Below are 19,601 nucleotides of genomic sequence, written 5' to 3' on the forward strand. Positions count from 1 at the left end.
GTTCACCCACATCCCGGTGCGCGGTCCGGGCCTGTAGCGCGACAGCCTGAGGGCCCCTCCCCCGTTCGGGGGAGGGGCCCTCGCGCATGTCCTCCGATCGGCAGATGGATCACCGGCGGGCTCCGGGCGAGGCTGTTCCCGTACCCAAACGGCCCACCCGATACGGGAGTTCACGATGAAGAACCGCACGCGCGCCCTCGCCCTCGCCGGATCGGCCGCCCTGGTGGCGACCCTGGTCGCGGCGGCCCCCGCCCCGGCGGCCCCGGCCGCGGCGAAGCTCGCCTCCGTGCACGGGGGAGGCGCGATCTTCTTCCCCTACTCCCCCAAGGACGACATCCGCTTCACGGTCGACGCCGAGTCGGACCCGTGGACCAGGCCCTTCCCGGCCCAGGGCGGCGAGAAGGGGCTGCCGACGGACGCGCGCGGCCGGGTGACCGTCTACCACTACTGGCCGGAGACAGGCTCCACCGGTGTCGCCGAGGCGGAGGTGGACTGCATGGTCACCGGCGGCAAGACCGCCACGATCACCGCGGTGGTCACGTCCTCGAACGTCGGCTGGGAGGGCAAGCGGATCGGGATCAGCGTCCAGGACGGCGAACGCGGTGGCCCCGACCGGGTGGGCTTCTCGTGGGCCATCGCCAACGTCGACGTGAAGCCCGACGGCTCGGCCGCCGAGCCCCGCGTGGGCACGTGCATGGCTCCGGCCCCCTTCACGGAGGTCACGAAGGGCGGCTTCAAGGTCACCCCGGCCCCGCTGGCCCCCCGGCCCGAGCCGGCGTCCTGACCGACTCCATGAGCAGCCGCGCCTCGACCGGGGTGGCCTGCCACCCCGTCGTCCGCGCGGCGACGACCTCGGCCAGGGTCAGCCCGTACACCCGGCGCAGCAGCGCGATCGGCACGCCGTCGGCCCCGCCGACCGGCAGGTGGACGGCGCCCTCCCGGGCGATGATGCGCTCCCGGATCCACGGTGGCGGTACGCCCCGGCCGCGTTCGCACGCCTGGACGGCGTAGCGCGGGCAGTACGCGTACCCCTCCCAGCGGAGCCGGCCGTCGCCGATGGACTGCCACTGCTCCTGGACGCACTCCGCGCAGGGCTCGCAGTGCAAGGTCGCGTACATCTGCTGTTCGGCCATCCGGGCAGGATGCGGTACCGGGGTGGCCCACGCATCCGGATAACGTCTGGGGCATGACGCAGACGCAGCTCCCCACCGCCCGCGCCATCCGCGTGGTCGCCCACCGCGGGGCCTCCCACCAGCACCCCGAGCACACCCTCGCCGCCTACCGGCAGGCCATCGACGACGGGGCCGACGCGCTCGAATGCGACGTACGGCTGACCGCCGACCACAAGCTGGTCTGCGTGCACGACCGGCGCGTCGAGCGGACCTCCGACGGGAAGGGGGTCGTCTCCGAGATGACGTACGAGGAGCTGCGCGCCCTCGACTTCGGGGCGTGGAAGGGGACCGCCCACACCGGATCCCGGGTGCTGCTCTTCGAGGACCTGCTCCGGGAGGCCCTGGCGGCGCCGCGTCCGGTCGGGCTCGCGGTCGAGACGAAGCACCCGACCCGCGCGGGCGGCCGGCTGGAGGCCGAGCTGGTGCGGATGCTCAGGGAGTACGGGCTGGCCGACGGCTCCGCCGGCCGCGTCGAGGTGATGAGCTTCTCCCGCAACGCCCTGACCCGCATGCACCGCCTCGCGCCCGGCCTGCCCACGGTGTTCCTCATCGAGCGCAGGCTCCGCCCGGTGCGCCCCCCGTACGCGACCCACGCGGGCCCGGGCATCGACCTCGTACGCCGCGACCCGGGACTGGTGGCCCGGCTCCGGGCCAAAGGGCTGCGGGTCCGCGTCTGGACGGTGGACGAACCCGAAGACCTGGAACTGTGCGTGCGCCTCGGCGTGGACACGATCATCACCAACCGGCCGCGGGACATCCGCAAACTGCTCCTCGACATGTGACACCCGGCCGGGGTGCGCCGGCCGGGTGTGGGGGGGTTGTCGGTCGAGCGGGGCGGTTACGACGTGAAGCGCTGGTTCACGGCGCCGTTGCAGGTCTGCAGGCGCAGCGGGTCGTGGGCGGCGGCCACCGTCAGGCACATGCCCGGGGAGGCCGCGGGGCGGATGGTGGCGCCGTCGCGGACGAACTGCTGGTTCGCTCCGCCGTGGCAGTTCCACAGGATCAAGCCGGTGCCGGCTCCGTAGTGGGCGCCGGGGGCGTCGACGCAGCGGTCGTGGGTCAGCCCGATGTGGACGGACTTCTTGGCGGAGTCGTACCACCAGTCCTGGTTGCGGCCGCCGTGGCAGTCCCAGCCCAGGACCGCCGTTTCATTGGCGCTGGAGCCGCCCTTCGCGTCGAGGCAGTTGCCGGTCGCCTCGTTCTTCAGGGGTGCGTAGAGGGAGTCCCAGGCTCCGGCCTGGAGCACCGGGGTGCCCGTGCTCGCGGGGTCGGCGCAGGAGGCCTCGCGCAGGCCCGAGTTGTAGAGCTGGGTCAGGCAGGACGCGAACGCGCCGTGGCCCTTGTAGTTGGGGTGGAAGGACTGGCGGGCGGTGTTCTCGTCCCACGGGAAGTGGTCCCCGAGGTCCAGGTAGAGCCCGCGGGCCCAGGTGTCCTCCATGCACACCTCGTGGCCGTGGAAGAGCCGGGAGTTGTCCAGGTAGGTCGCGCCGGAGGCGAGGGCCGCGGCGCGCATGCCCTTCTCGAAGGTGGGGACCGCGTAGTTGCGGCCCCAGGTGGCGTCGGAGTCGTAGCCGGCGCAGCCTCCGGGCAGCTTGCCGGGGAAGTTCGGGTTGTCGTAGAAGTCGGGGCCGATGGGGCTGGGGTAGCCCATCACGACGAGCTTGTAGTCCGAGTCGGCGTACCCGGCGTCGCGCATGACCGTCTTCAGGTCGGCGACGGTCGCCTCCACCTTGGGCTTCAGGCCGTCGACGCGCGCCTGCCAGCCGGGGCCGTACTTGGGCTCGCAGGTGCCCTGGCTGAGCACCCAGCGGGTGACGCAATCGGTCATGACCGGGCCGAACTGCAGGTCGTCGTTGGCTCCGGCGACCAGCAGCACCATCTTGATCTTCGTGTTCCGTGCTTTGATGGCCAGGTTGTCGCTCTGCACCAGCTCGTCGGCGTACTGCTTGCTGCCGCCGATCCTGATGTTGCCGGTGTACCCGCCGGAGCAGGCGACGTTGAAGGTGAGGTCGGCCGGGATGCCGGTGCGGTGGATCGCCGAGTCCGGCGAGCGGTGGCACTGGTTGGACGAGGTGTTGGTCGCGGGGTCGTAGTTGCCGACGCCCTCGCCCGATATCTCGCTGTCGCCCAGCGAGATCAGCCCGGTCTTGCGCTCGTTCAGCGGGCGGATCGCCGCATCGCCGTAGATTTTGGTGGCCTCCGCCGCGCGGATCGCCTCCAGTTCGGGCGAGAGGGGCGTGACGGCCCCGCCGGTGGCCGTCGCCGGGGTACCCGCAAGGGTCGCCGCCTGGGCCATGGGGGTGATGGCGGTGACGCCCCCGAGGGCGGCCGCGACCGCCGCGACGGCGGCGAAGGTACATCTGAACCTGGATTTCGCGTGTGCACGTGCCATGAACGCCTCCCCGAATGCCGGTGTTACCCACGGTATTTACTGGTCAGTAGGGGAGTTGGGAACACTTCGAACAAGACAATTGCTCAACTTTTTGAGGAGGCCACGAACATGACCGACCATCAGCAGGCCGAAGCGTTCCGGACCGAGCACGACTCCATGGGCGACGTACGGGTGCCCGCGCACGCCAAATGGCGTGCCCAGACCCAGCGCGCGGTCGAGAACTTCCCCATCTCCGGGCAGCGGCTGGAGCGCGCCCACATCGAGGCGCTCGCCCGCGTCAAGGCGGCGGCGGCCGTGGTCAACGCCCGCCTCGGCGTCGTGGAGCAGGACCTCGCCGACGCCATCCGCTCCGCCGCCGCCGAGGTCGCGGAGGGCCGCTGGGACGACCACTTCCCGGTCGACGTCTTCCAGACGGGGTCCGGCACCTCGTCCAACATGAACACCAACGAGGTGATCGCCACCCTGGCCACCGAGCGGCTGGGCCGCGAGGTCCACCCCAACGACCACGTCAACGCCTCGCAGAGCTCCAACGACGTCTTCCCGTCCTCCATCCACATCGCCGCCACCGCCGCAGTCACCCGCGACCTGGTCCCGGCCCTGGAGCACCTGGCCGCCGCGATGGAGCGCAAGTCCGCCGAGTTCGACCAGGTGGTCAAGGCCGGGCGGACGCACCTGATGGACGCCACCCCGGTCACCCTCGGCCAGGAGTTCGGCGGGTACGCGGTCCAGATCCGCTACGGCGTCGAGCGGCTGCGCGCGGCCCTGCCCCGCCTCGCCGAACTGCCGCTGGGCGGCACGGCGGTGGGCACCGGGATCAACACCCCGCCCGGATTCTCCGCCGCCGTGATCGCCGAAGTGGCCGCGGACACCGGGCTGCCGCTGACCGAGGCCCGCAACCACTTCGAGGCCCAGGGGGCGCGGGACGCGCTGGTGGAGACCTCGGGCATGCTCCGTACGGTCGCCGTCTCGCTCACCAAGATCTCCAACGATCTGCGCTGGATGGGCTCCGGACCGCGCGCCGGATTGGCCGAAATCAATCTCCCGGATCTCCAGCCGGGCTCCTCGATCATGCCGGGGAAGGTCAATCCGGTCGTCCCGGAAGCCGTACTGATGGTCGCCGCACAGGTGATGGGGAACGACGCCGCGGTGGCGGTGGCGGGCGCGGCCGGCAACTTCGAACTCAACGTGATGCTCCCGGTGATGGCCAGGAACCTCCTCGAATCGATCCGGCTGCTCGCCAACGCGAGCCGCCTGCTGGCCGACCGCACCGTCGACGGGATCACCGCCAACACCGCCCGGGCCAGGGAGTACGCCGAGTCCTCGCCCTCCGTCGTCACCCCGCTCAACCGCTACATCGGCTACGAGGAGGCCGCCAAGGTCGCCAAGAAGGCCCTCGCCGAGCGGAAGACGATCAGGGAGGTCGTCCTGGAGTCCGGATACGTCGACCGGGGCGCCCTGACCCTGGAGCAACTGGACGAGGCCCTGGACGTCCTGCGCATGACACGGCCCTGAGCGGCCGGGACCCGGCCCCCGACGGGGGCCGGATCCGGTCGATTCCCGTCCCCGAACACCTCGGTGACCTGCACCGCAGCGGGCGCGCGGGCCCCCGCCCTAAGATCTGCGCATGACAGGTACCTTCCGGCCCGGGAACGGCGCGGCGCAACGCGGCGGCGCGCAGGGCACGCGCTGGGCGCCCGGGGATCAGATCCTCTGGCGCTACCGCGACCACGCCCCGGGGCTGAAGGGCCCGGTGCACATCTGCCGCCCGGTGACCGTCGTACAGGACACCGAGGAGTTGCTGGCCGTCTGGATGGCGCCGGGCACCGAGTGCGTCAAGCCGGTCCTCGCCGACGGCACGCCCGTCCACGCGGAGCCGCTCGCCACCCGCTACACCGTGCCGCGGACCACCGCACGGTCGCGCTGGTTCGGCGCCGGGGTGCTGAAGCTGGCCCGGCCGGGCGACCCGTGGTCGGTGTGGCTGTTCTGGGAGCACGGCTGGCGGTTCAAGAACTGGTACGTGAACCTGGAGGAGCCGCGGTCGCGGTGGTCCCGCGGGGTCGACTCCGAGGACCACTTCCTCGACATCGCCGTTTACCCGGACCGCAGCTGGAAGTGGCTGGACGAGGACGAGTTCGGCCAGGCGCAGAGGTCCGGCCTGATGGACCGGGAGCAGGCACGGCGGGTCCGGGAAGCCGGGCGGGCAGCGGTCGAGGTGATCGAGGAATGGGGGACGCCGTTCTCCGGAGGCTGGCAGGACTGGCGGCCGGATCCGGCCTGGACTGTTCCGGTCCTGCCCGAGGACTGGGACCGCACTCCGGCGCATATGACCTCATGAGACCCTTGATGCGCCCCCGGGGTTCAACCGTAGGATCGTCCTCCGGAAGGTCGCGCGCGCGAGGCGGTGCGGTCGTACCGTGCACCCGCAAGTGTCGTGCCGTACACGGAACTTGACCGGAGGTCGACGCAGGGCGAGAGGTAACGAGGGGGACGCGGAATCCGGGGTGATGGTGCCCCGGCCGCTGAGCGGGTATACCGCGACTGACCGAGTTGAGTGCAGCGCACATCGAGCGCAAACGGACGGAATTCCACGCGTGACGGAGTACCCCACCTCTCAGGAGGGCCCGCAGCCCGTCGCCTCCGGCGGAGGTACGGACGAGGCCGGCCACGGCAAGGCGCCCATCGCCGCCGCCGAGGCCGTACGCACGCATGTCGCCGGCGCCGGCTCCGGCCCTGGTCCCGTCGCGGAGCCGGGCGGCGCGGCCGCGGCGGCTTCCGACGTCCGCGCGGCCCGCTCCGCGGCGTCCGGCGGCTCGGCCGCCGGACTCCCCCGGCCCCGCCGCAAGGCAGCCGCGCCGGGCAACGTGACGGGCAGCGTGACGGGCCCGGCGGACCCCGGCGAGGGTGCAGCCCGCCCGCGACCCGGCGGACCCGCCCCCGACTCCGCGAGCGCCGCCGCCGCCGGGCACGGCGGCCCCGCCGTCTCCCCCCGTCCGCGCGTCGAAGGCGCCGCCCCGGCCGGGAACGGCACCGGTGACCTGAGCGCGAGCGCGGCCGGCGGGGCGGACCGGCTCGGCGGGGGCGGGATACCTGCCGCGGAAGCCGGCGCGGCGCGCCGCGAAGGGGACCGGCTGCGCTTCGTCGGCGCCGCGACCCGGCGGATCGCCCGCGGCATCGACCTCGACGAGATCGTCCTCGGCCTGTGCCGCGCCACCGTGCCCACCTTCTCGGACGCGATCCTCGTCTACCTGCGCGATCCGCTCCCGGTCGGCGACGAACGCCCCGTCGGCCCGGTCGTTTTAAGGCTGCGCCGCACCGACCGGCTCCGGCCGATCGACGATCTCACCGACGCCGCGCCGAGCGGCACCCTCGTCGCGGGCATGGACTTCGCCGGGGCCGCGGGGGCCACCGGCGAACTCGACTTCAGCCAGCTGCCGCTGGTCGGCCCTCAGGGTGACCTGCCCGCGGCCGAGTTGTGCGAGATCCGGCCCGGCGGCGCCCTCGCCGAGGTACTGCGCGGCGTACGGCCCGTCTTCGGGTCCTCCGCCGCCGCCAAGGCCGCGCTGCCGGAGCTGCTGGGCTTGGACCATCCGCTGCCGCGCGGCAACCGGGCCGTCCTCGCGCCGCTGCGCGGGCGCCGCCGGGTGATCGGCGCGGCCGTGTTCCTGCGCAGCCCCGAGCGGCCCGCCTTCGAGCAGAACGACCTCCTGGTCGCCGCCCAGCTGGCCACCCATACGGCGCTCGGCATCGACAAGGCGGTCCTGTACGGCCGTGAGGCGTACATCGCCGACGAACTCCAGCGCACCATGCTGCCCGACAGCCTGCCCCAGCCCACCGGGGTGCGGCTCGCCTCGCGCTACCTGCCCGCCGCCGAGACGGCGCGGGTCGGCGGCGACTGGTACGACGCCATACCCCTGCCGGGCAGCCGGGTCGCGCTCGTCGTCGGTGACGTCATGGGACACTCCATGACCTCCGCCGCGATCATGGGCCAGCTGCGCACCACCGCCCAGACCCTCGCCCAGCTGGACCTGCCGCCCGCCGAGGTGCTGCACCACCTGGACGAGCAGGCGCAGCGGCTGGGCTCCGACCGCATGGCCACCTGCCTGTACGCCGTCTACGACCCCGTCGCGCACCGGATCACCATCGCCAACGCCGGCCACCCGCCGCCGGTGCTGCTGCACCTGGGCGGCCGCGCCGAGGTGCTCCGCGTACCCCCGGGCGCCCCGATCGGCGTCGGTGGCGTGGACTTCGAGGCCGTGGAGCTGGACGCGCCCGCCGGGGCCACCCTGCTGCTGTACACCGACGGCCTGGTGGAGTCCCGCCTGCGGGACGTGTGGACCGGCATCGAGCAGCTCCGCGAGCGTCTGGCGAACACCGCGCAGCTGACCGGTCTGGACCACCCGCCGCCGCTGGAAGCCCTGTGCGACGACGTCCTGGACATGCTCGGCCCGGGCGACCGGGACGACGACATCGCGCTGCTCGCGGCCCGCTTCGACGGGATCGCGCCCAGTGACGTCGCGTACTGGTTCCTGGACCCGGAGGAGACCGCTCCGGGCCGGGCCCGCCGGTTCGCCCGCCGCGCCCTGACCCGGTGGGGCCTGGAGGAGCTGAGCGACTCGCTGGAGCTGCTGGTGAGCGAGGTGGTCACCAATGCCGTCCGGTACGCGGAGCGGCCCGTGACGCTGCGCCTGCTGCGTACGGACGTACTGCGCTGCGAGGTCGGCGACGACTCCCCGCAGCTGCCGCGCCAGCGCCGGGCCCGGGACACCGACGAGGGCGGCCGCGGCCTGTTCCTGGTCAACCGGATGGCCCGCCGGTGGGGTGCCACCCGGCTGAGCAGCGGCAAGGTGGTCTGGTTCGAGCTCCCGTTGCCGGCGGCGCACGAGCGGCGTTGACCGTCCCGTGCGGCTGAGGCCCCGTACGACAGACCGCCGCCCCGCAGCGTGAAGGCTGCGGGGCGGCGGTCTTTCTTCAACGGTCCGTCAGTGTCCGTCCGACTGCGGGAACAGCGGGTCCGGGGGCCTGGGGCCGCCGGTCTTGGTCGCGGTCGGCGTCGGGGTCGGCGTCGGGGTGACCGGCTTCGTCGGCGTGTTGGTCGGATCCGGCGACTTGGTCGTGCTCTTCGTCGGGTCCGGGGAGTTCTGCGACGGGCTGGTCGTGACCGGCGGCTGGCTGGAGGTGCTGGGCGTGGGCGACGGGGAGGTGCTGCGGGACGGCGCCTGCACGGCACCCATCTCGGCCTCCTTCAGGTCGAACTGGCCGGTGTCCTCGCCCTTGAGCACGGCAAGGGTGTACGCCTTCCAGATCGAGGCCGGGAAGCTGGAACCGCCCGCGCGACCCAGGCCGGCGGTGCCGGTCAGGGTGACCTGGGTGTGGGTGCCCGGCTCCTCGCCGAACATGGCGACGACGGTGACCAGCTCCGGCGTGTAACCGGTGAACCAGCCGGAGAAGTTCGACTCGCTGGTACCGGTCTTGCCGGCCGCCTCGTAGGCGCTGCTCCGAACCTTGTTGCCGGAGCCGCCTTCGTCGTTGACCACGCCCGTGAGCACCTTGGTGACGGTGTCGGCGGTCTTGCGGCTGATGGCCTGACTGCCGACGGCGGGTTCGGACTTGAACTCGCGGTCCTTGTGCTCGGCGCTCTTGATGATGGTCGGCGTGACCTTCTTGCCGTGGTTGTCGAAGGTGGCGTAGACGCCGGCCATCTCCACGGTGCTCGCGGTCATGGTGCCGAGCGCCATGGCCGGCCTGTCCTCGGGCCAGCCGTCGCGGTCCTTCATGCCGAGTTCCAGGGCCGTCTTCTTCACGACGGGAGGCTTCACGTCCACGATCATCTGCGCGTAGACGGAGTTCACCGAGAAGTTGGTCGCGTCCTGGACCGTCATCATCGGGTCGCCGAAGTTCCGGTTGTCCTGGTTCTGCGGGTTGAACGGGATCTTGCTGCCGACGACCTGGCGCTTGCTCGTGCCGTCGTAGAGGGTGTTCGGGGTGATCGGCTTGCCGTCCTGGGTCTTCGACCCGTTCTCCAGGGCGGAGGCGAGCACGATCGGCTTGAAGGTCGAGCCCGGCTGGTAGTCGGTGCGCAGGGCGTTGCTCTCGGACTTCTCCTCCAGGCCCTGACCGCCGTACATCGCGACGATCGCACCGGTCTTCGGGTCCACGGAGGTCGCGCCGGCCTGGACGCTCTGGTCCTGGGGCTTGCCCTTGGTGTCCTTGCGGTCGAGCTTGGACTCGAGCTCGTCCTGGACCGCCTTCTCCAGCGCCGCCTGCTTCGCCTTGTCGACGTTGAGCGTGATGTTCCAGCCGCCGGCGATGATCTGGGCGTCGGTGATGCCCTGCTTGTTCATCTCTTCGGTGGCGGCCTGGACCAGGTAGCCCTTCTGCCCGTCCATGCCCGGGCGGGGCTTGGGCTTGATCGGCGGCGGGAGGGTCATGGTCTTGCGCTTGGCCGGGTCCAGCTTGCCCATCTCGACCATGTTGTCGAGGACTGCGTTGAAGCGGATGTTGACCAGCCTCGTGCCGTTCGGGCCGGCCGTCGCCAGGTCGTACTGGCTGGGGGCCTGGATGACGGCGGCCAGGTAGGCGCCCTGCTCCAGCGTGAGCTTGTCGGCGTCGACCCCGTAGAAGGCCCGGGCCGCGGCCTGGATCCCGTACGCGTTGCGGCCGTAGAAGTTCGTGTTCAGGTAGCCGACGAGGATGTCGTCCTTCTCCATGCGCTGGTCGACCTTGAGGGAGATCACCAGCTCCCGGAGCTTGCGCGTCGGCGACTGGTCCTGCGTCAGGTAGTAGTTCTTGACGTACTGCTGAGTGATCGTCGAGCCACCGGCAGTGCCCTTGCCCCTGACCGTGTTGAACAGCCCTCGGGCCACGCCCATCACGTCGATGCCGCGGTCCTTGTAGAAGGACTTGTTCTCGATGGCGATGAAGGCGGTGCGGACGTCCTCGGGGATCTTGTCGATCGGCACGATCTCGCGGTTCATCTCACCGGTGCGGGCCATGACCGAGCCGTCGGAGTACCGGTAGGTGTTGCTCTGGAGCGTGGCCTGCTTGTTCGGGTCGGTGGGTTCGTTCACCGAGAAGTAGAGGATGATCGCCGCGGCCATGAGGAGCAGGATCCCCCCGAGGAAGGTCCCGAGGATCTTCTTCCAGGTGAAGAAGCGACGTATGCCGGAGCGTTTGCCGGTGCTCCCCTTGCCTTTGGTGCCCTGCGCGCGTCCGCTCGGCGCCCGCCGCGCACTGCGCTGCTGCTGCGCCTTACGCGCTTCTGCTCGGCCCATCGCTCCCGCTCCGCTCGATATCCCCCCGACGTCAGCTCAGAAAGCTAACACCGCAGGCTGTGACAAAGGTTGGCCAACCATGGCCAATACCGGTCAATTCGGACGTGAGAATCAGCACCCACGCCACAGGAACCGACGCACGCCAAGGCCCAAGGGTTGCCGTCCCGTGCGATCCGGAAAGAAAAGTGATATCACTTTGCTAACCGGCTGGACCGGCCGCGACCACAGAAACGGGGCAGATCATGACGAACACGATGAGCGCGGAGACCACACCGGCCGGGGTGCGCGAGTTCACCGCGCGCAGCGTGGGCGGCGGCCTGGCGCTGCTGCTCGGGCTGGCCGGCGTCGCGGGTGGGGCGGGCCTGATCGCGACCGGCGCGGTGCTGACTGCCGCCGCCGCAAAGGCCTCGCTGATAGCGGCCGGCATCCTGCTGGTCCTCGCCGCCCTCATCGCGATGAGCGGGCTCAACACGATCGCACCGGGTGAGGCCCGGGTGGTCCAGCTGTTCGGCCGCTACCGGGGGACCATCCGCACGGACGGGCTGCGCTGGGTCAATCCGCTGACCTCTCGGGAGAAGATCTCCACCCGGGTACGCAACCACGAGACGGCCGTCCTGAAGGTCAACGACGCCTACGGCAACCCCATCGAGCTGGCGGCGGTCGTCGTGTGGCGGGTCGAGGACACGGCGCGGGCCACCTTCGAGGTCGAGGACTTCACGGAGTTCGTCGAGACCCAGACCGAGGCGGCGGTGCGGCACATCGCGATCGAATACCCGTATGACGCGCACGAGGAGGGCGGCCTGTCGCTGCGCGGGAACGCCGAGGAGATCACCGAGAAGCTGGCCGTCGAACTGCACGCGCGGGTGGACGCGGCCGGGGTGCACATCATCGAGTCCCGCTTCACGCATCTCGCGTACGCTCCGGAGATCGCCTCCGCGATGCTCCAGCGCCAGCAGGCGGGCGCGGTCGTGGCGGCCCGCAAGCAGATCGTGGAGGGCGCCGTGGGCATGGTCGAGCTGGCCCTGACCCGGCTCCAGGAGGAGGACATCGTGGAACTGGACCCGGAGCGCAAGGCCGCCATGGTCTCGAACCTGATGGTGGTCCTCTGCGGGGACCGCGCGGCCCAGCCGGTCGTCAACACGGGCACGCTCTACCAGTGAGGTCCGCCGGCGAGCCGCAGGACCCGGAACCGGGCCAGGACAAGGCCCAGGGCCAGGGCCAGGAGCGGGCCGCGCGCGGGGGGCGGCAGGTGCGCAAGCAGGTGCTCCTGCGGCTCGACCCGCAGGTGTACGACGCCCTCGCCCGCTGGGCGGGCGAGGAACTGCGCAGCGCCAACGCGCAGATCGAGTTCCTGCTGCGGCGGGCCCTCTCCGAGACGGGCCGCCTGCCGGGCGGGGCCGCCCCGATCCCCCCGCGCGGCCGCCCCCGGACCTCGCCCGATTCCTGACCGGCTCCCCAGCAAACCCCTGTCGGGTACGTCCCTCCTGCGGATCCGGCCGGCCCGGCCCGCAGGAGGTTGCCCGGACCTGCCAAAAACGGCGATCCTGCCCACACTGGATGAATGAGGTCCTTCCGGGCGGTTACTGCCCCCCGCACGGCTCTGCTGGCACCCTTCGCAGCCCTCCTGATCGCGGGCGGCCCCCTACCCCTCGGCGCGACGGCCATGGCGCTCGACGGCCCGTCGGCCCCGCCCGCAGCGACGGCGACGGCGCCACCGTCAGCGACCCGCGTTCCGTCGGCGCTGAAGCCGATCGACCCGGCCGCCTTCCAGGCCACCGTGGACAGCGCGGCGAAGAAGCTCATGGTGCCCGGCGCGGTGGTCCTGCTCCGCACCCCGCAAGGGACCTTCCGTGCGATCGTCGGCACGACGGAACGGGGCACGGCCGAGCCGCCGGACACCGGCGACCGCTTCCGGATCGCCTCCAACACGAAGACCATGACGGCGGCGCTGATCGCCCTCCTCGCCCAGGACGGCAAGCTCCGGCTGACCGATCCGGTGTCCGCCTACGTCGCGGGGGTGCCGGGCGGCGGGAACATCACCGTCGCCGAGCTGCTGAAGATGCGCAGCGGGCTCTACAACTACACCATGGCCCCCGAACTCTCGGCAGCCCTGGACGCCGACCCCGGGAAGGCCTACACCCCGCAGGACGTCCTGGCCATGGCGTTCCGCCACCCGCCGAACTTCGCTCCCGACGCCTCCTACGAGTACAGCAACACCAACTACGCCCTGCTGGGCCTGGTCGCCGAGAAGGCCGGCGGCCGCCCCCTGGCCCAGCAGTTCCGGGACCGGCTGTTCACCCCGCTCGGATTGAAGGGGACCTCGCTCCCGGACCTCCACGACCGCTCACTCCCCGCGCCCTACTCGCACGGCTACATGTACGGCGGCACGTCGTACGCGCTGGTCGACGAGCCCTACCCCGCCGAGATGCGCGAGGCGGCACGGGCGGGGAAGCTGGCGCCCGTCGACTACACGCACCAGAACCCCTCCTACGCCACCGCCGCCGGAGGAGTCGTCTCCACCGCGGACGACCTGGCCACATGGATCAAGGCACTGGTGACGGGCAAGGTCCTGAACCCCGCGTCCCAGCAGCAATGGCTCCGCAGCCCGCAGGCCGAGGACCCGGCGGCCCCGGACGGCCAGAAGTACGGCTACGGCATCGCCTACCAGCGCTTCGGCCCGAACGCCGCGATGTACTACCACGGCGGTGAACTCCCGGGCTTCAACTCCTTCATCGGCCACGACCCGGACAACGACGTCACCCTGGTGGTCTGGACGAACCTGACCCTGTCCCCCGACGGCCGCACCACGGCCCAGGCCCTGCTGCCCACCCTCCTCAACCAGATCTACGCCGGTCTCGCCCTCCCCACCGCCTAGGCCTGCCCCTACGGGCGCCCGGCGAAGGCAGAGGAGGGCCAGCTCTACCCCGTGCGTATACACCGCGCGTATACACCGCATGTATAGTCCTGGGCATGTCCATCGGTCACACGCTCCTCGGCCTCCTCGAGGCCGGTCCACGCCACGGTTACGACCTCAAGCGCGCCTTCGACGAGAAGTTCGGCCACGACCGCCCCCTCGCCTACGGGCAGGTCTACTCGACCATGTCCCGCCTCCTCAGGAACGGCCTCGTCGAGGTCGACGGGATAGAAAGCGGCGGCGGCCCCGACCGCAAGCGCTACGCCATCACCGACGCCGGCATCACCGACGTCGACAGCTGGCTCGCCCAGCCCGAGAAGCCCGAGCCCTACCTCCAGTCGACGCTCTACACCAAGGTCGTCCTCGCCCTGCTCACCGGGCGCAGCGCCGCCGAACTGCTGGACACCCAGCGGGCCGAGCACCTGCGGCTCATGCGCATCCTGACCCAGCGCAAGCGCAAGGGCGACCTCGCCGACCAACTCGTGTGCGACCACGCCCTGTTCCACCTCGAAGCGGACCTGCGGTGGCTGGAACTCGCCGCCGCCCGCCTCGACCGGCTCGCCCAGGAGGTACGGCGATGACCCCGGCCGGCACGCTGCTCTCCGCCACGGACCTCCGCAAGACGTACGGGTCCACCCCCGCGCTCGACGGCGCGGAGTTCTCCATCCACCCCGGCGAGGTCGTCGCCGTCATGGGCCCCTCGGGCTCCGGCAAGTCGACCCTGCTGCACTGTCTCGCCGGGATCGTGACGCCCGACTCCGGCACCATCACGTACGCCGGCCGCGAGCTGTCGGCCATGAACGACGCCGAGCGCAGCGCCCTGCGCCGCAGCGAGTTCGGCTTCGTGTTCCAGTTCGGCCAGCTCGTCCCCGAGCTGACCTGCGTCGAGAACGTCGCCCTGCCGTTGCGCCTCACCGGCGTGAAGCGCAAGCAGGCCGAGCGCACCGCCCTGGAGTGGATGGCCCGGCTGGAGGTCGCCGACCTCGGCGGCAAGCGCCCCGGCGAGGTCTCCGGCGGCCAGGGCCAGCGCGTCGCCGTCGCCCGCGCCCTCGTCACCGGCCCCCGCGTCGTCTTCGCCGACGAGCCCACCGGCGCCCTCGACTCCCTCAACGGCGAACTCGTCATGCAGCTCCTCACCGAGGCCGCCCGGTCCGCGAACGCCGCCGTCGTCCTCGTCACGCACGAGGCCCGCGTGGCCGCGTACTCCGACCGCGAGATCGTCGTACGCGACGGCAAGTCCCGCGACATGGAGCGCGCCATATGAGTCAGGGCACGCTCCGGGTCTGGGTCCGGGACCTCGCCCTCGGCGCCCGGTTCGCCCTCGGCGGCGGCCGCGAGGGCTGGACCCGCACCCTCCTCACCGGCATGGGCGTCGGCCTCGGCGTGGCCCTGCTGCTGGTCACCAGCGCCGTGCCGAGCGCGCTGGCCGCCCGCGACGAGCGCGGCGCCGCGCGCGAGACGATCACCTCGGCGACCGCCGAGCAGCCGGGGCGCGACACCCTGCTGATCGCCCACGGGAACATGTCGTACCACTCGGACGACATCGACGGCCGCCTCGTCCAGCCCGAGGGACCGGACGCCCCCCTGCCGCCCGGCTTGAAGAAGTACCCCGGCCCTGGCGAACTGGCCGTCTCCCCGGCCCTCGACCGGCTGATGAAGACCGACGAGGGCAAGCTGCTCCGCGAGCGCCTCGACGGGAAGATCGTGTCGATCATCGGCGACGCGGGCCTGGTCGGTCCGGGCGATCTCTACTACTACGCCGGGACGGACCGCCTCGCCGCGCAGACGGACGGCCCGTACGTCCAGCGGATCACCGCCTTCGAGAACACCGTCGAGGCCCCGCCGCTCGACCCCGTCCTCGCCCTCCTCGTACTGCTGGTGTTCGTCGCGCTGCTGATGCCGGTCGCCGTGTTCATCGCAGCCGCCGTCCGCTTCGGCGGGGACCGCCGCGACCGCAGGCTCGCGGCCCTGCGCCTGGTCGGCGCCGACGGCCGGATGGTCCGCCGGATCGCCGCGGGCGAGGCGCTCGCCGGCTCACTGATCGGCCTGGGGGTGGGGGCCGGCTTCTTCCTGATCGCCCGCCGGCTCGCACCGTACCTGCACCTTCAGGGGCGCAGCGTCTTCCCCGCCGACCTCGACCCGCGCCTCCCGCTGGCCGCGCTCGTCGCGGTCTGCGTCCCGGCCGCCGCCGTCGCCGTGACCCTGTTCGCCCTGCGCGGCGTGGTCATCGAGCCGCTCGGCGTGGTCCGCACGGCGACCCCGCGCAGGCGCCGGATCTGGTGGCGGCTGCTGCTGCCGCTGGCCGGTCTCGGCCTGCTGGCCCCTCTGATGGGCCGCGGCAACAACAGCGGGCGGTTCAACCAATGGCAGGTTTCCGGCGGTGTGGTGCTGCTCCTGGTCGGCATCACCGTCCTGCTCCCCTGGCTGCTGGAGCGGGTCGTGGGCCGGCTCGGCGGCGTCGGCGCGGTTTCCTGGCAGCTGGCCGTGCGCCGGCTCCAGCTCACCAGCGGAACCGCCGCCCGGCTGGTCAACGGCATCGCGGTCGCGGTCGCCGGGGCCATCGCCCTGCAGATGCTGTTCGCGGGCGTCGAGGGCGACTACACCCGGGACACCGGCCAGGACCCCTCCCGGGCCTCCATGTCCATCCTGACCCGCTCCGGCACCGAGGACCGGGTGGACGCCCTCGGCAAGGCGGTGGCCGGCACCAAGGGCATCGCCAAGGCCGTTCCGCTGGCGTCCACTTCGGCCTCCCGCACCCCGGACCCCGAGGGCGGTTCGATCGAACTCACCATCGGGACGTGCGAGGCGCTGCGCGAGGTCGCACAGCTGCCCTCCTGCAAGGACGGTGACGCCTTCGTCCTGACCGGCGGCCCCGCCGCGGCGCGCCCCGCAGCCGCGGGGCCGGGCGAGAGGCTGTTCACCGGGAACCTCCACGACCCGGAGGGCCCCGAGCCGACCGTCTGGACCGTGCCCGCCGGCGCCCGGCCGGCGCCGGCGCGCAAGGACCCGAACGGCACCCTGCGCACCGGCCTGCTGGTCACCCCGGCGGCCGCTCCCAAGAACGTGAGCGGCCACGGCTCCGCCCAGGTGTACGTCCAGCTGGACCCGAAGGTGCCGGACGCACTGGAGCTGGCCCGGACCGCGGCCTACAAGGCCGACCCGCTGGCCACCGCCATGACCTTGCGGTCGACCCGGACGACCGGTCAGTTCGGCTCCATCCGGACCGGCCTGTTCGTCGGCGCCACCCTGGTGCTGGTGCTGATCGGCGCCAGCCTGCTGGTCTCGCAGCTGGAGCAGCTGCGAGAGCGCAAGAAGCTGCTGTCGGCCCTGGTCGCCTTCGGCACCAAACGCTCCACGCTGAGCCTTTCGGTGCTGTGGCAGACGGCCCTGCCGATCTCGCTCGGCCTGGCCCTGGCCACGGCCGTCGGCCTCTCCCTCGGCGCGGTGCTGATGCGGATGAGCAACGTTCCGGTCCGGATCGACTGGTCCTCGGTCGCGATGATGTCCGGCATCGGCACCGGGGTGGCCCTGGCGGTCACCCTGCTCAGCCTGCCGCCACTGCTGCGCATGATGCGCCCGGACGGCCTGCGGACGGAGTAGCCCGCCCCGCGTTCCCCCGGTACGCCCGTTCCCGTCAGGCCCGCCCGTCAGTCGGTGGGCCACACCGGGAGCGGGCGCACGGCTTCGCGCAGCGCGGCCGCGATCGCCCGGAACTCCTCCTGCCGGGCCGTCCCCGTACGCATGGCCAGCGCGATCCGGCGGGACGGGGCGGGTTCGGCGAAGTGCCCGGTGGCGAGGTGCTCGTTGCGGGCGGTCTCCAGCCGCAGCGCGCTGCGCGGCAGCAGCGTCACGCCCAGGCCCCCGGCGACCAGCTGGACGAGGGTGGACAGCCCGGCGGCCGTCGTGGTGACGTCCGCCCCCTCGGCGCGGCCGGCCTCCCGGCAGATGTCCAGGGCCTGGTCGCGCAGGCAGTGCCCCTCGTCGAGCAACAGCAGCTGCAGGCCGCGCAGTTCCTCGCGCGGGATGTCCTTGCGCCCGGCCAGCGGATGCTCCCGGGGCGCCAGGAGGACGAAGTCCTCGTCGAAGACGGGCAGTTCGGTGACCCCGGGAACGCCGAGCGGCACGGCGAGCAGCAGCAGGTCCAGCCGTCCTCCGGCGAGCCCCTCCAGCAGCGAGGCCGTCTGCTCCTCGTGTACCTGGAGGTCCATCCGCGGATAGCGCCGGTGGAACAGCCCGAGCACGGTCGGCAGCAGGTACGGCGCCACCGTGGGGATCACCCCGAACCGCAGCACGCCGGTGAAGGGGGCCCGTACGGCCTCGGCCTCCTCCAGCAGCCCGCCCATCGCGTCGAGCACCACCTGCGCCCGTGCCGCGATCCGCTCCCCGGCCGGGGAGAGCAGCACCTTACGGGTGGTGCGCTCCAGCAGTTGCACGCCGAGGGCCTCCTCCAGCGCGGACACGGCCCCCGACAGCGCGGGCTGGCTCATCCCGATGGCCGCGGCGGCGTCCCGGAAGTGCAGATGCTCGGCAACGGCCGTGAACGCCCGCAACTGTGCGAGGGTCGGCTGCTTCGCTCCCTTATTACCCACGGCCACTGATAGGTACCTCCGATCACCCGCCACAAGACTAGCTATTTCCGCAATCAATGCAGGTGTGCCAGCATGTGAGATACGTCCAACCCCCTCGGAAAACCCCCAAAAGGGGCTATTTTCCATTCTTCAAGGAGAGCCGTGCTCACTGTTGGTGACAAGTTCCCTGCCTTCGACCTGACCGCCTGCGTCTCGCTCGAGGCCGGCAGCGAGTTCGCGCAGATCGACCACAAGACCTACGAGGGCAAGTGGAAGGTCGTCTTCGCCTGGCCCCTCGACTTCACCTTCGTGTGCCCGACCGAGATCGCCGCCTTCGGCAAGCTGAACGACGAGTTCGCCGACCGCGACGCGCAGATCCTCGGCTTCTCGCTGGACTCCGAGTACGTCCACCACGCCTGGCGCAAGGACCACGCCGACCTGCGTGACCTGCCCTTCCCGATGATGTCCGACATCAAGCGCGAGCTGTCGGCCGACCTGGGCATCCTCGGCGAGGACGGCCTCCCGATGCGCGCCGTCTTCATCGTGGACCCGAACAACGAGATCCAGTTCTCGATGGTGACCGCCGGTTCCGTGGGCCGCAACCCCAAGGAGGTCCTGCGGGTCCTCGACGCGCTGCAGACCGACGAGCTGTGCCCCTGCAACTGGACCAAGGGCGAGAGCACCCTCGACGCCGGCGCCCTGCTGGCCGGTGAGTGACGGATGTCCCTCGACTCCCTGAAGTCCGCCCTTCCGGACTTCGCCAAGGATCTGAAGCTCAACCTCGGTTCGGTCATCGGCAACAGCGACCTCCCGCAGCAGCAGCTGTGGGGCACCGTCCTGTCCTGCGCGATCGCCGCCCGCTCCCCGCGCGTCCTGCGTGAGCTGGAGCCCGAGGCGAAGGCGAACCTGTCGCCGGAGGCGTACACCGCCGCCAAGTCCGCCGCCGCGGTCATGGCGATGAACAACGTCTTCTACCGCACCCGCCACCTGCTCTCCGACCCGGAGTACGGCACCCTGCGCGCCGGCCTGCGGATGAACGTCATCGGCAACCCGGGCGTGGAGAAGGTCGACTTCGAGCTGTGGTCGCTCGCGGTCTCCGCGATCAACGGCTGCGGTCAGTGCCTCGACTCGCACGAGCAGGTCCTGCGCAAGGCCGGTGTCGACCGGGAGACGGTCCAGGAGGCCTTCAAGATCGCCTCGGTGATCCAGGCCGTGGCCGTCACCCTCGACGCCGAGGCCGCACTCGCCGCCGAGTAGCACCGCCTCGTACGAAGACAGGGCCCC

General features: G+C 71.7%; 17 protein-coding genes. 13 read left to right on the top strand and 4 right to left on the bottom strand.

The window, feature by feature from the left end:
* The first annotated feature begins 175 nt into the window (after nucleotides 1-175).
* Nucleotides 176-784 carry a hypothetical protein gene (locus AB0D48_RS21370; protein ID WP_362398987.1) on the top strand — a complete coding sequence of 203 codons (609 nt, stop codon included), beginning with the start codon at nucleotides 176-178 and terminating at the stop codon, nucleotides 782-784.
* Here the strand turns inward: AB0D48_RS21370 and AB0D48_RS21375 are convergent.
* The gene (locus AB0D48_RS21375; protein ID WP_362398990.1) at nucleotides 741-1,133 is read right to left on the bottom strand and encodes a hypothetical protein; all 393 of its coding nucleotides are present in this window, start codon (nucleotides 1,131-1,133) and stop codon (nucleotides 741-743) included. The two genes, AB0D48_RS21370 and AB0D48_RS21375, sit on opposite strands and share 44 nt — an antisense overlap.
* A 53-nt stretch (nucleotides 1,134-1,186) precedes the next feature.
* Between AB0D48_RS21375 and AB0D48_RS21380 the strand changes: the two genes are divergently transcribed.
* Nucleotides 1,187-1,954, top strand: coding sequence for a glycerophosphodiester phosphodiesterase (locus tag AB0D48_RS21380; protein WP_362398992.1), 768 nt, complete (start codon nucleotides 1,187-1,189; stop codon nucleotides 1,952-1,954).
* Nucleotides 1,955-2,010: 56 nt separating this feature from the next.
* Here the strand turns inward: AB0D48_RS21380 and AB0D48_RS21385 are convergent, their stop codons facing one another.
* On the bottom strand, nucleotides 2,011-3,564 hold the full coding sequence (locus AB0D48_RS21385; RefSeq protein WP_362398995.1) for a ricin-type beta-trefoil lectin domain protein: 1,554 nt from the start codon (nucleotides 3,562-3,564) through the stop codon (nucleotides 2,011-2,013).
* Between the two features lie 108 nt (nucleotides 3,565-3,672).
* Between AB0D48_RS21385 and AB0D48_RS21390 the strand changes: the two genes are divergently transcribed.
* The 3 genes from AB0D48_RS21390 (at nucleotide 3,673) to AB0D48_RS21400 (ending at nucleotide 8,456) form a co-directional block, all read left to right on the top strand.
* Complete coding sequence (locus tag AB0D48_RS21390) at nucleotides 3,673-5,076, top strand: class II fumarate hydratase (protein WP_362398998.1); 1,404 nt, start codon at nucleotides 3,673-3,675, stop codon at nucleotides 5,074-5,076.
* Between the two features lie 112 nt (nucleotides 5,077-5,188).
* Nucleotides 5,189-5,899: a DUF402 domain-containing protein gene (locus AB0D48_RS21395; protein WP_362399001.1), complete on the top strand. Its 711-nt coding sequence runs from the start codon at nucleotides 5,189-5,191 to the stop codon at nucleotides 5,897-5,899.
* Nucleotides 5,900-6,155: 256 nt separating this feature from the next.
* Nucleotides 6,156-8,456: a SpoIIE family protein phosphatase gene (locus tag AB0D48_RS21400; protein WP_362399004.1), complete on the top strand. Its 2,301-nt coding sequence runs from the start codon at nucleotides 6,156-6,158 to the stop codon at nucleotides 8,454-8,456.
* Between the two features lie 87 nt (nucleotides 8,457-8,543).
* Here AB0D48_RS21400 and AB0D48_RS21405 read toward each other — a convergent pair whose 3' ends face one another.
* Nucleotides 8,544-10,835, bottom strand: coding sequence for a transglycosylase domain-containing protein (locus AB0D48_RS21405; RefSeq protein ID WP_362399007.1), 2,292 nt, complete (start codon nucleotides 10,833-10,835; stop codon nucleotides 8,544-8,546).
* A gap of 242 nt (nucleotides 10,836-11,077) precedes the next feature.
* Between AB0D48_RS21405 and AB0D48_RS21410 the strand changes: the two genes are divergently transcribed.
* The 6 genes from AB0D48_RS21410 to AB0D48_RS21435 all read left to right on the top strand — a co-directional run bounded on the left by AB0D48_RS21410 (nucleotide 11,078) and on the right by AB0D48_RS21435 (nucleotide 17,349).
* Nucleotides 11,078-11,995, top strand: a complete 918-nt coding sequence (locus AB0D48_RS21410; protein WP_362399010.1) for an SPFH domain-containing protein — start codon at nucleotides 11,078-11,080, stop codon at nucleotides 11,993-11,995.
* Nucleotides 11,992-12,282: a hypothetical protein gene (locus AB0D48_RS21415; protein WP_362399013.1), complete on the top strand. Its 291-nt coding sequence runs from the start codon at nucleotides 11,992-11,994 to the stop codon at nucleotides 12,280-12,282. The genes AB0D48_RS21410 and AB0D48_RS21415 overlap by 4 nt, the downstream gene beginning before the upstream one ends.
* Nucleotides 12,283-12,396: 114 nt before the next feature.
* Nucleotides 12,397-13,710, top strand: coding sequence for a serine hydrolase domain-containing protein (locus AB0D48_RS21420; RefSeq protein ID WP_362399016.1), 1,314 nt, complete (start codon nucleotides 12,397-12,399; stop codon nucleotides 13,708-13,710).
* A gap of 95 nt (nucleotides 13,711-13,805) precedes the next feature.
* The gene (locus AB0D48_RS21425; RefSeq protein WP_362399019.1) at nucleotides 13,806-14,330 is read left to right on the top strand and encodes a PadR family transcriptional regulator; all 525 of its coding nucleotides are present in this window, start codon (nucleotides 13,806-13,808) and stop codon (nucleotides 14,328-14,330) included.
* Nucleotides 14,327-15,013, top strand: coding sequence for an ABC transporter ATP-binding protein (locus AB0D48_RS21430; protein WP_362399022.1), 687 nt, complete (start codon nucleotides 14,327-14,329; stop codon nucleotides 15,011-15,013). Before AB0D48_RS21425 ends, AB0D48_RS21430 begins: the two co-directional genes overlap by 4 nt.
* Nucleotides 15,010-17,349, top strand: a complete 2,340-nt coding sequence (locus AB0D48_RS21435) for an FtsX-like permease family protein (RefSeq protein ID WP_362399025.1) — start codon at nucleotides 15,010-15,012, stop codon at nucleotides 17,347-17,349. Before AB0D48_RS21430 ends, AB0D48_RS21435 begins: the two co-directional genes overlap by 4 nt.
* A gap of 47 nt (nucleotides 17,350-17,396) precedes the next feature.
* On the opposite strand, the gene AB0D48_RS21440 is transcribed toward AB0D48_RS21435, so the two are convergent.
* Nucleotides 17,397-18,344, bottom strand: a complete 948-nt coding sequence (locus AB0D48_RS21440) for a hydrogen peroxide-inducible genes activator (RefSeq protein WP_362399028.1) — start codon at nucleotides 18,342-18,344, stop codon at nucleotides 17,397-17,399.
* 135 nt (nucleotides 18,345-18,479) lie between these two features.
* On the opposite strand from AB0D48_RS21440, the gene AB0D48_RS21445 reads away from it, so the two are divergent.
* Together AB0D48_RS21445 and AB0D48_RS21450 are read left to right on the top strand one after the other, a co-directional pair.
* Nucleotides 18,480-19,034 carry a peroxiredoxin gene (locus AB0D48_RS21445; protein WP_362399031.1) on the top strand — a complete coding sequence of 185 codons (555 nt, stop codon included), beginning with the start codon at nucleotides 18,480-18,482 and terminating at the stop codon, nucleotides 19,032-19,034.
* 3 nt (nucleotides 19,035-19,037) lie between these two features.
* Entirely contained in the window at nucleotides 19,038-19,574 is a 537-nt protein-coding gene (locus tag AB0D48_RS21450) for an alkyl hydroperoxide reductase (protein ID WP_362399034.1), read from the top strand.
* Nucleotides 19,575-19,601 lie beyond the last annotated feature (27 nt).

Origin of the sequence: Streptomyces sp. NPDC048269, from assembly GCF_040652395.1 — a bacterium.
In the GTDB taxonomy this organism is placed as follows: domain Bacteria; phylum Actinomycetota; class Actinomycetes; order Streptomycetales; family Streptomycetaceae; genus Streptomyces.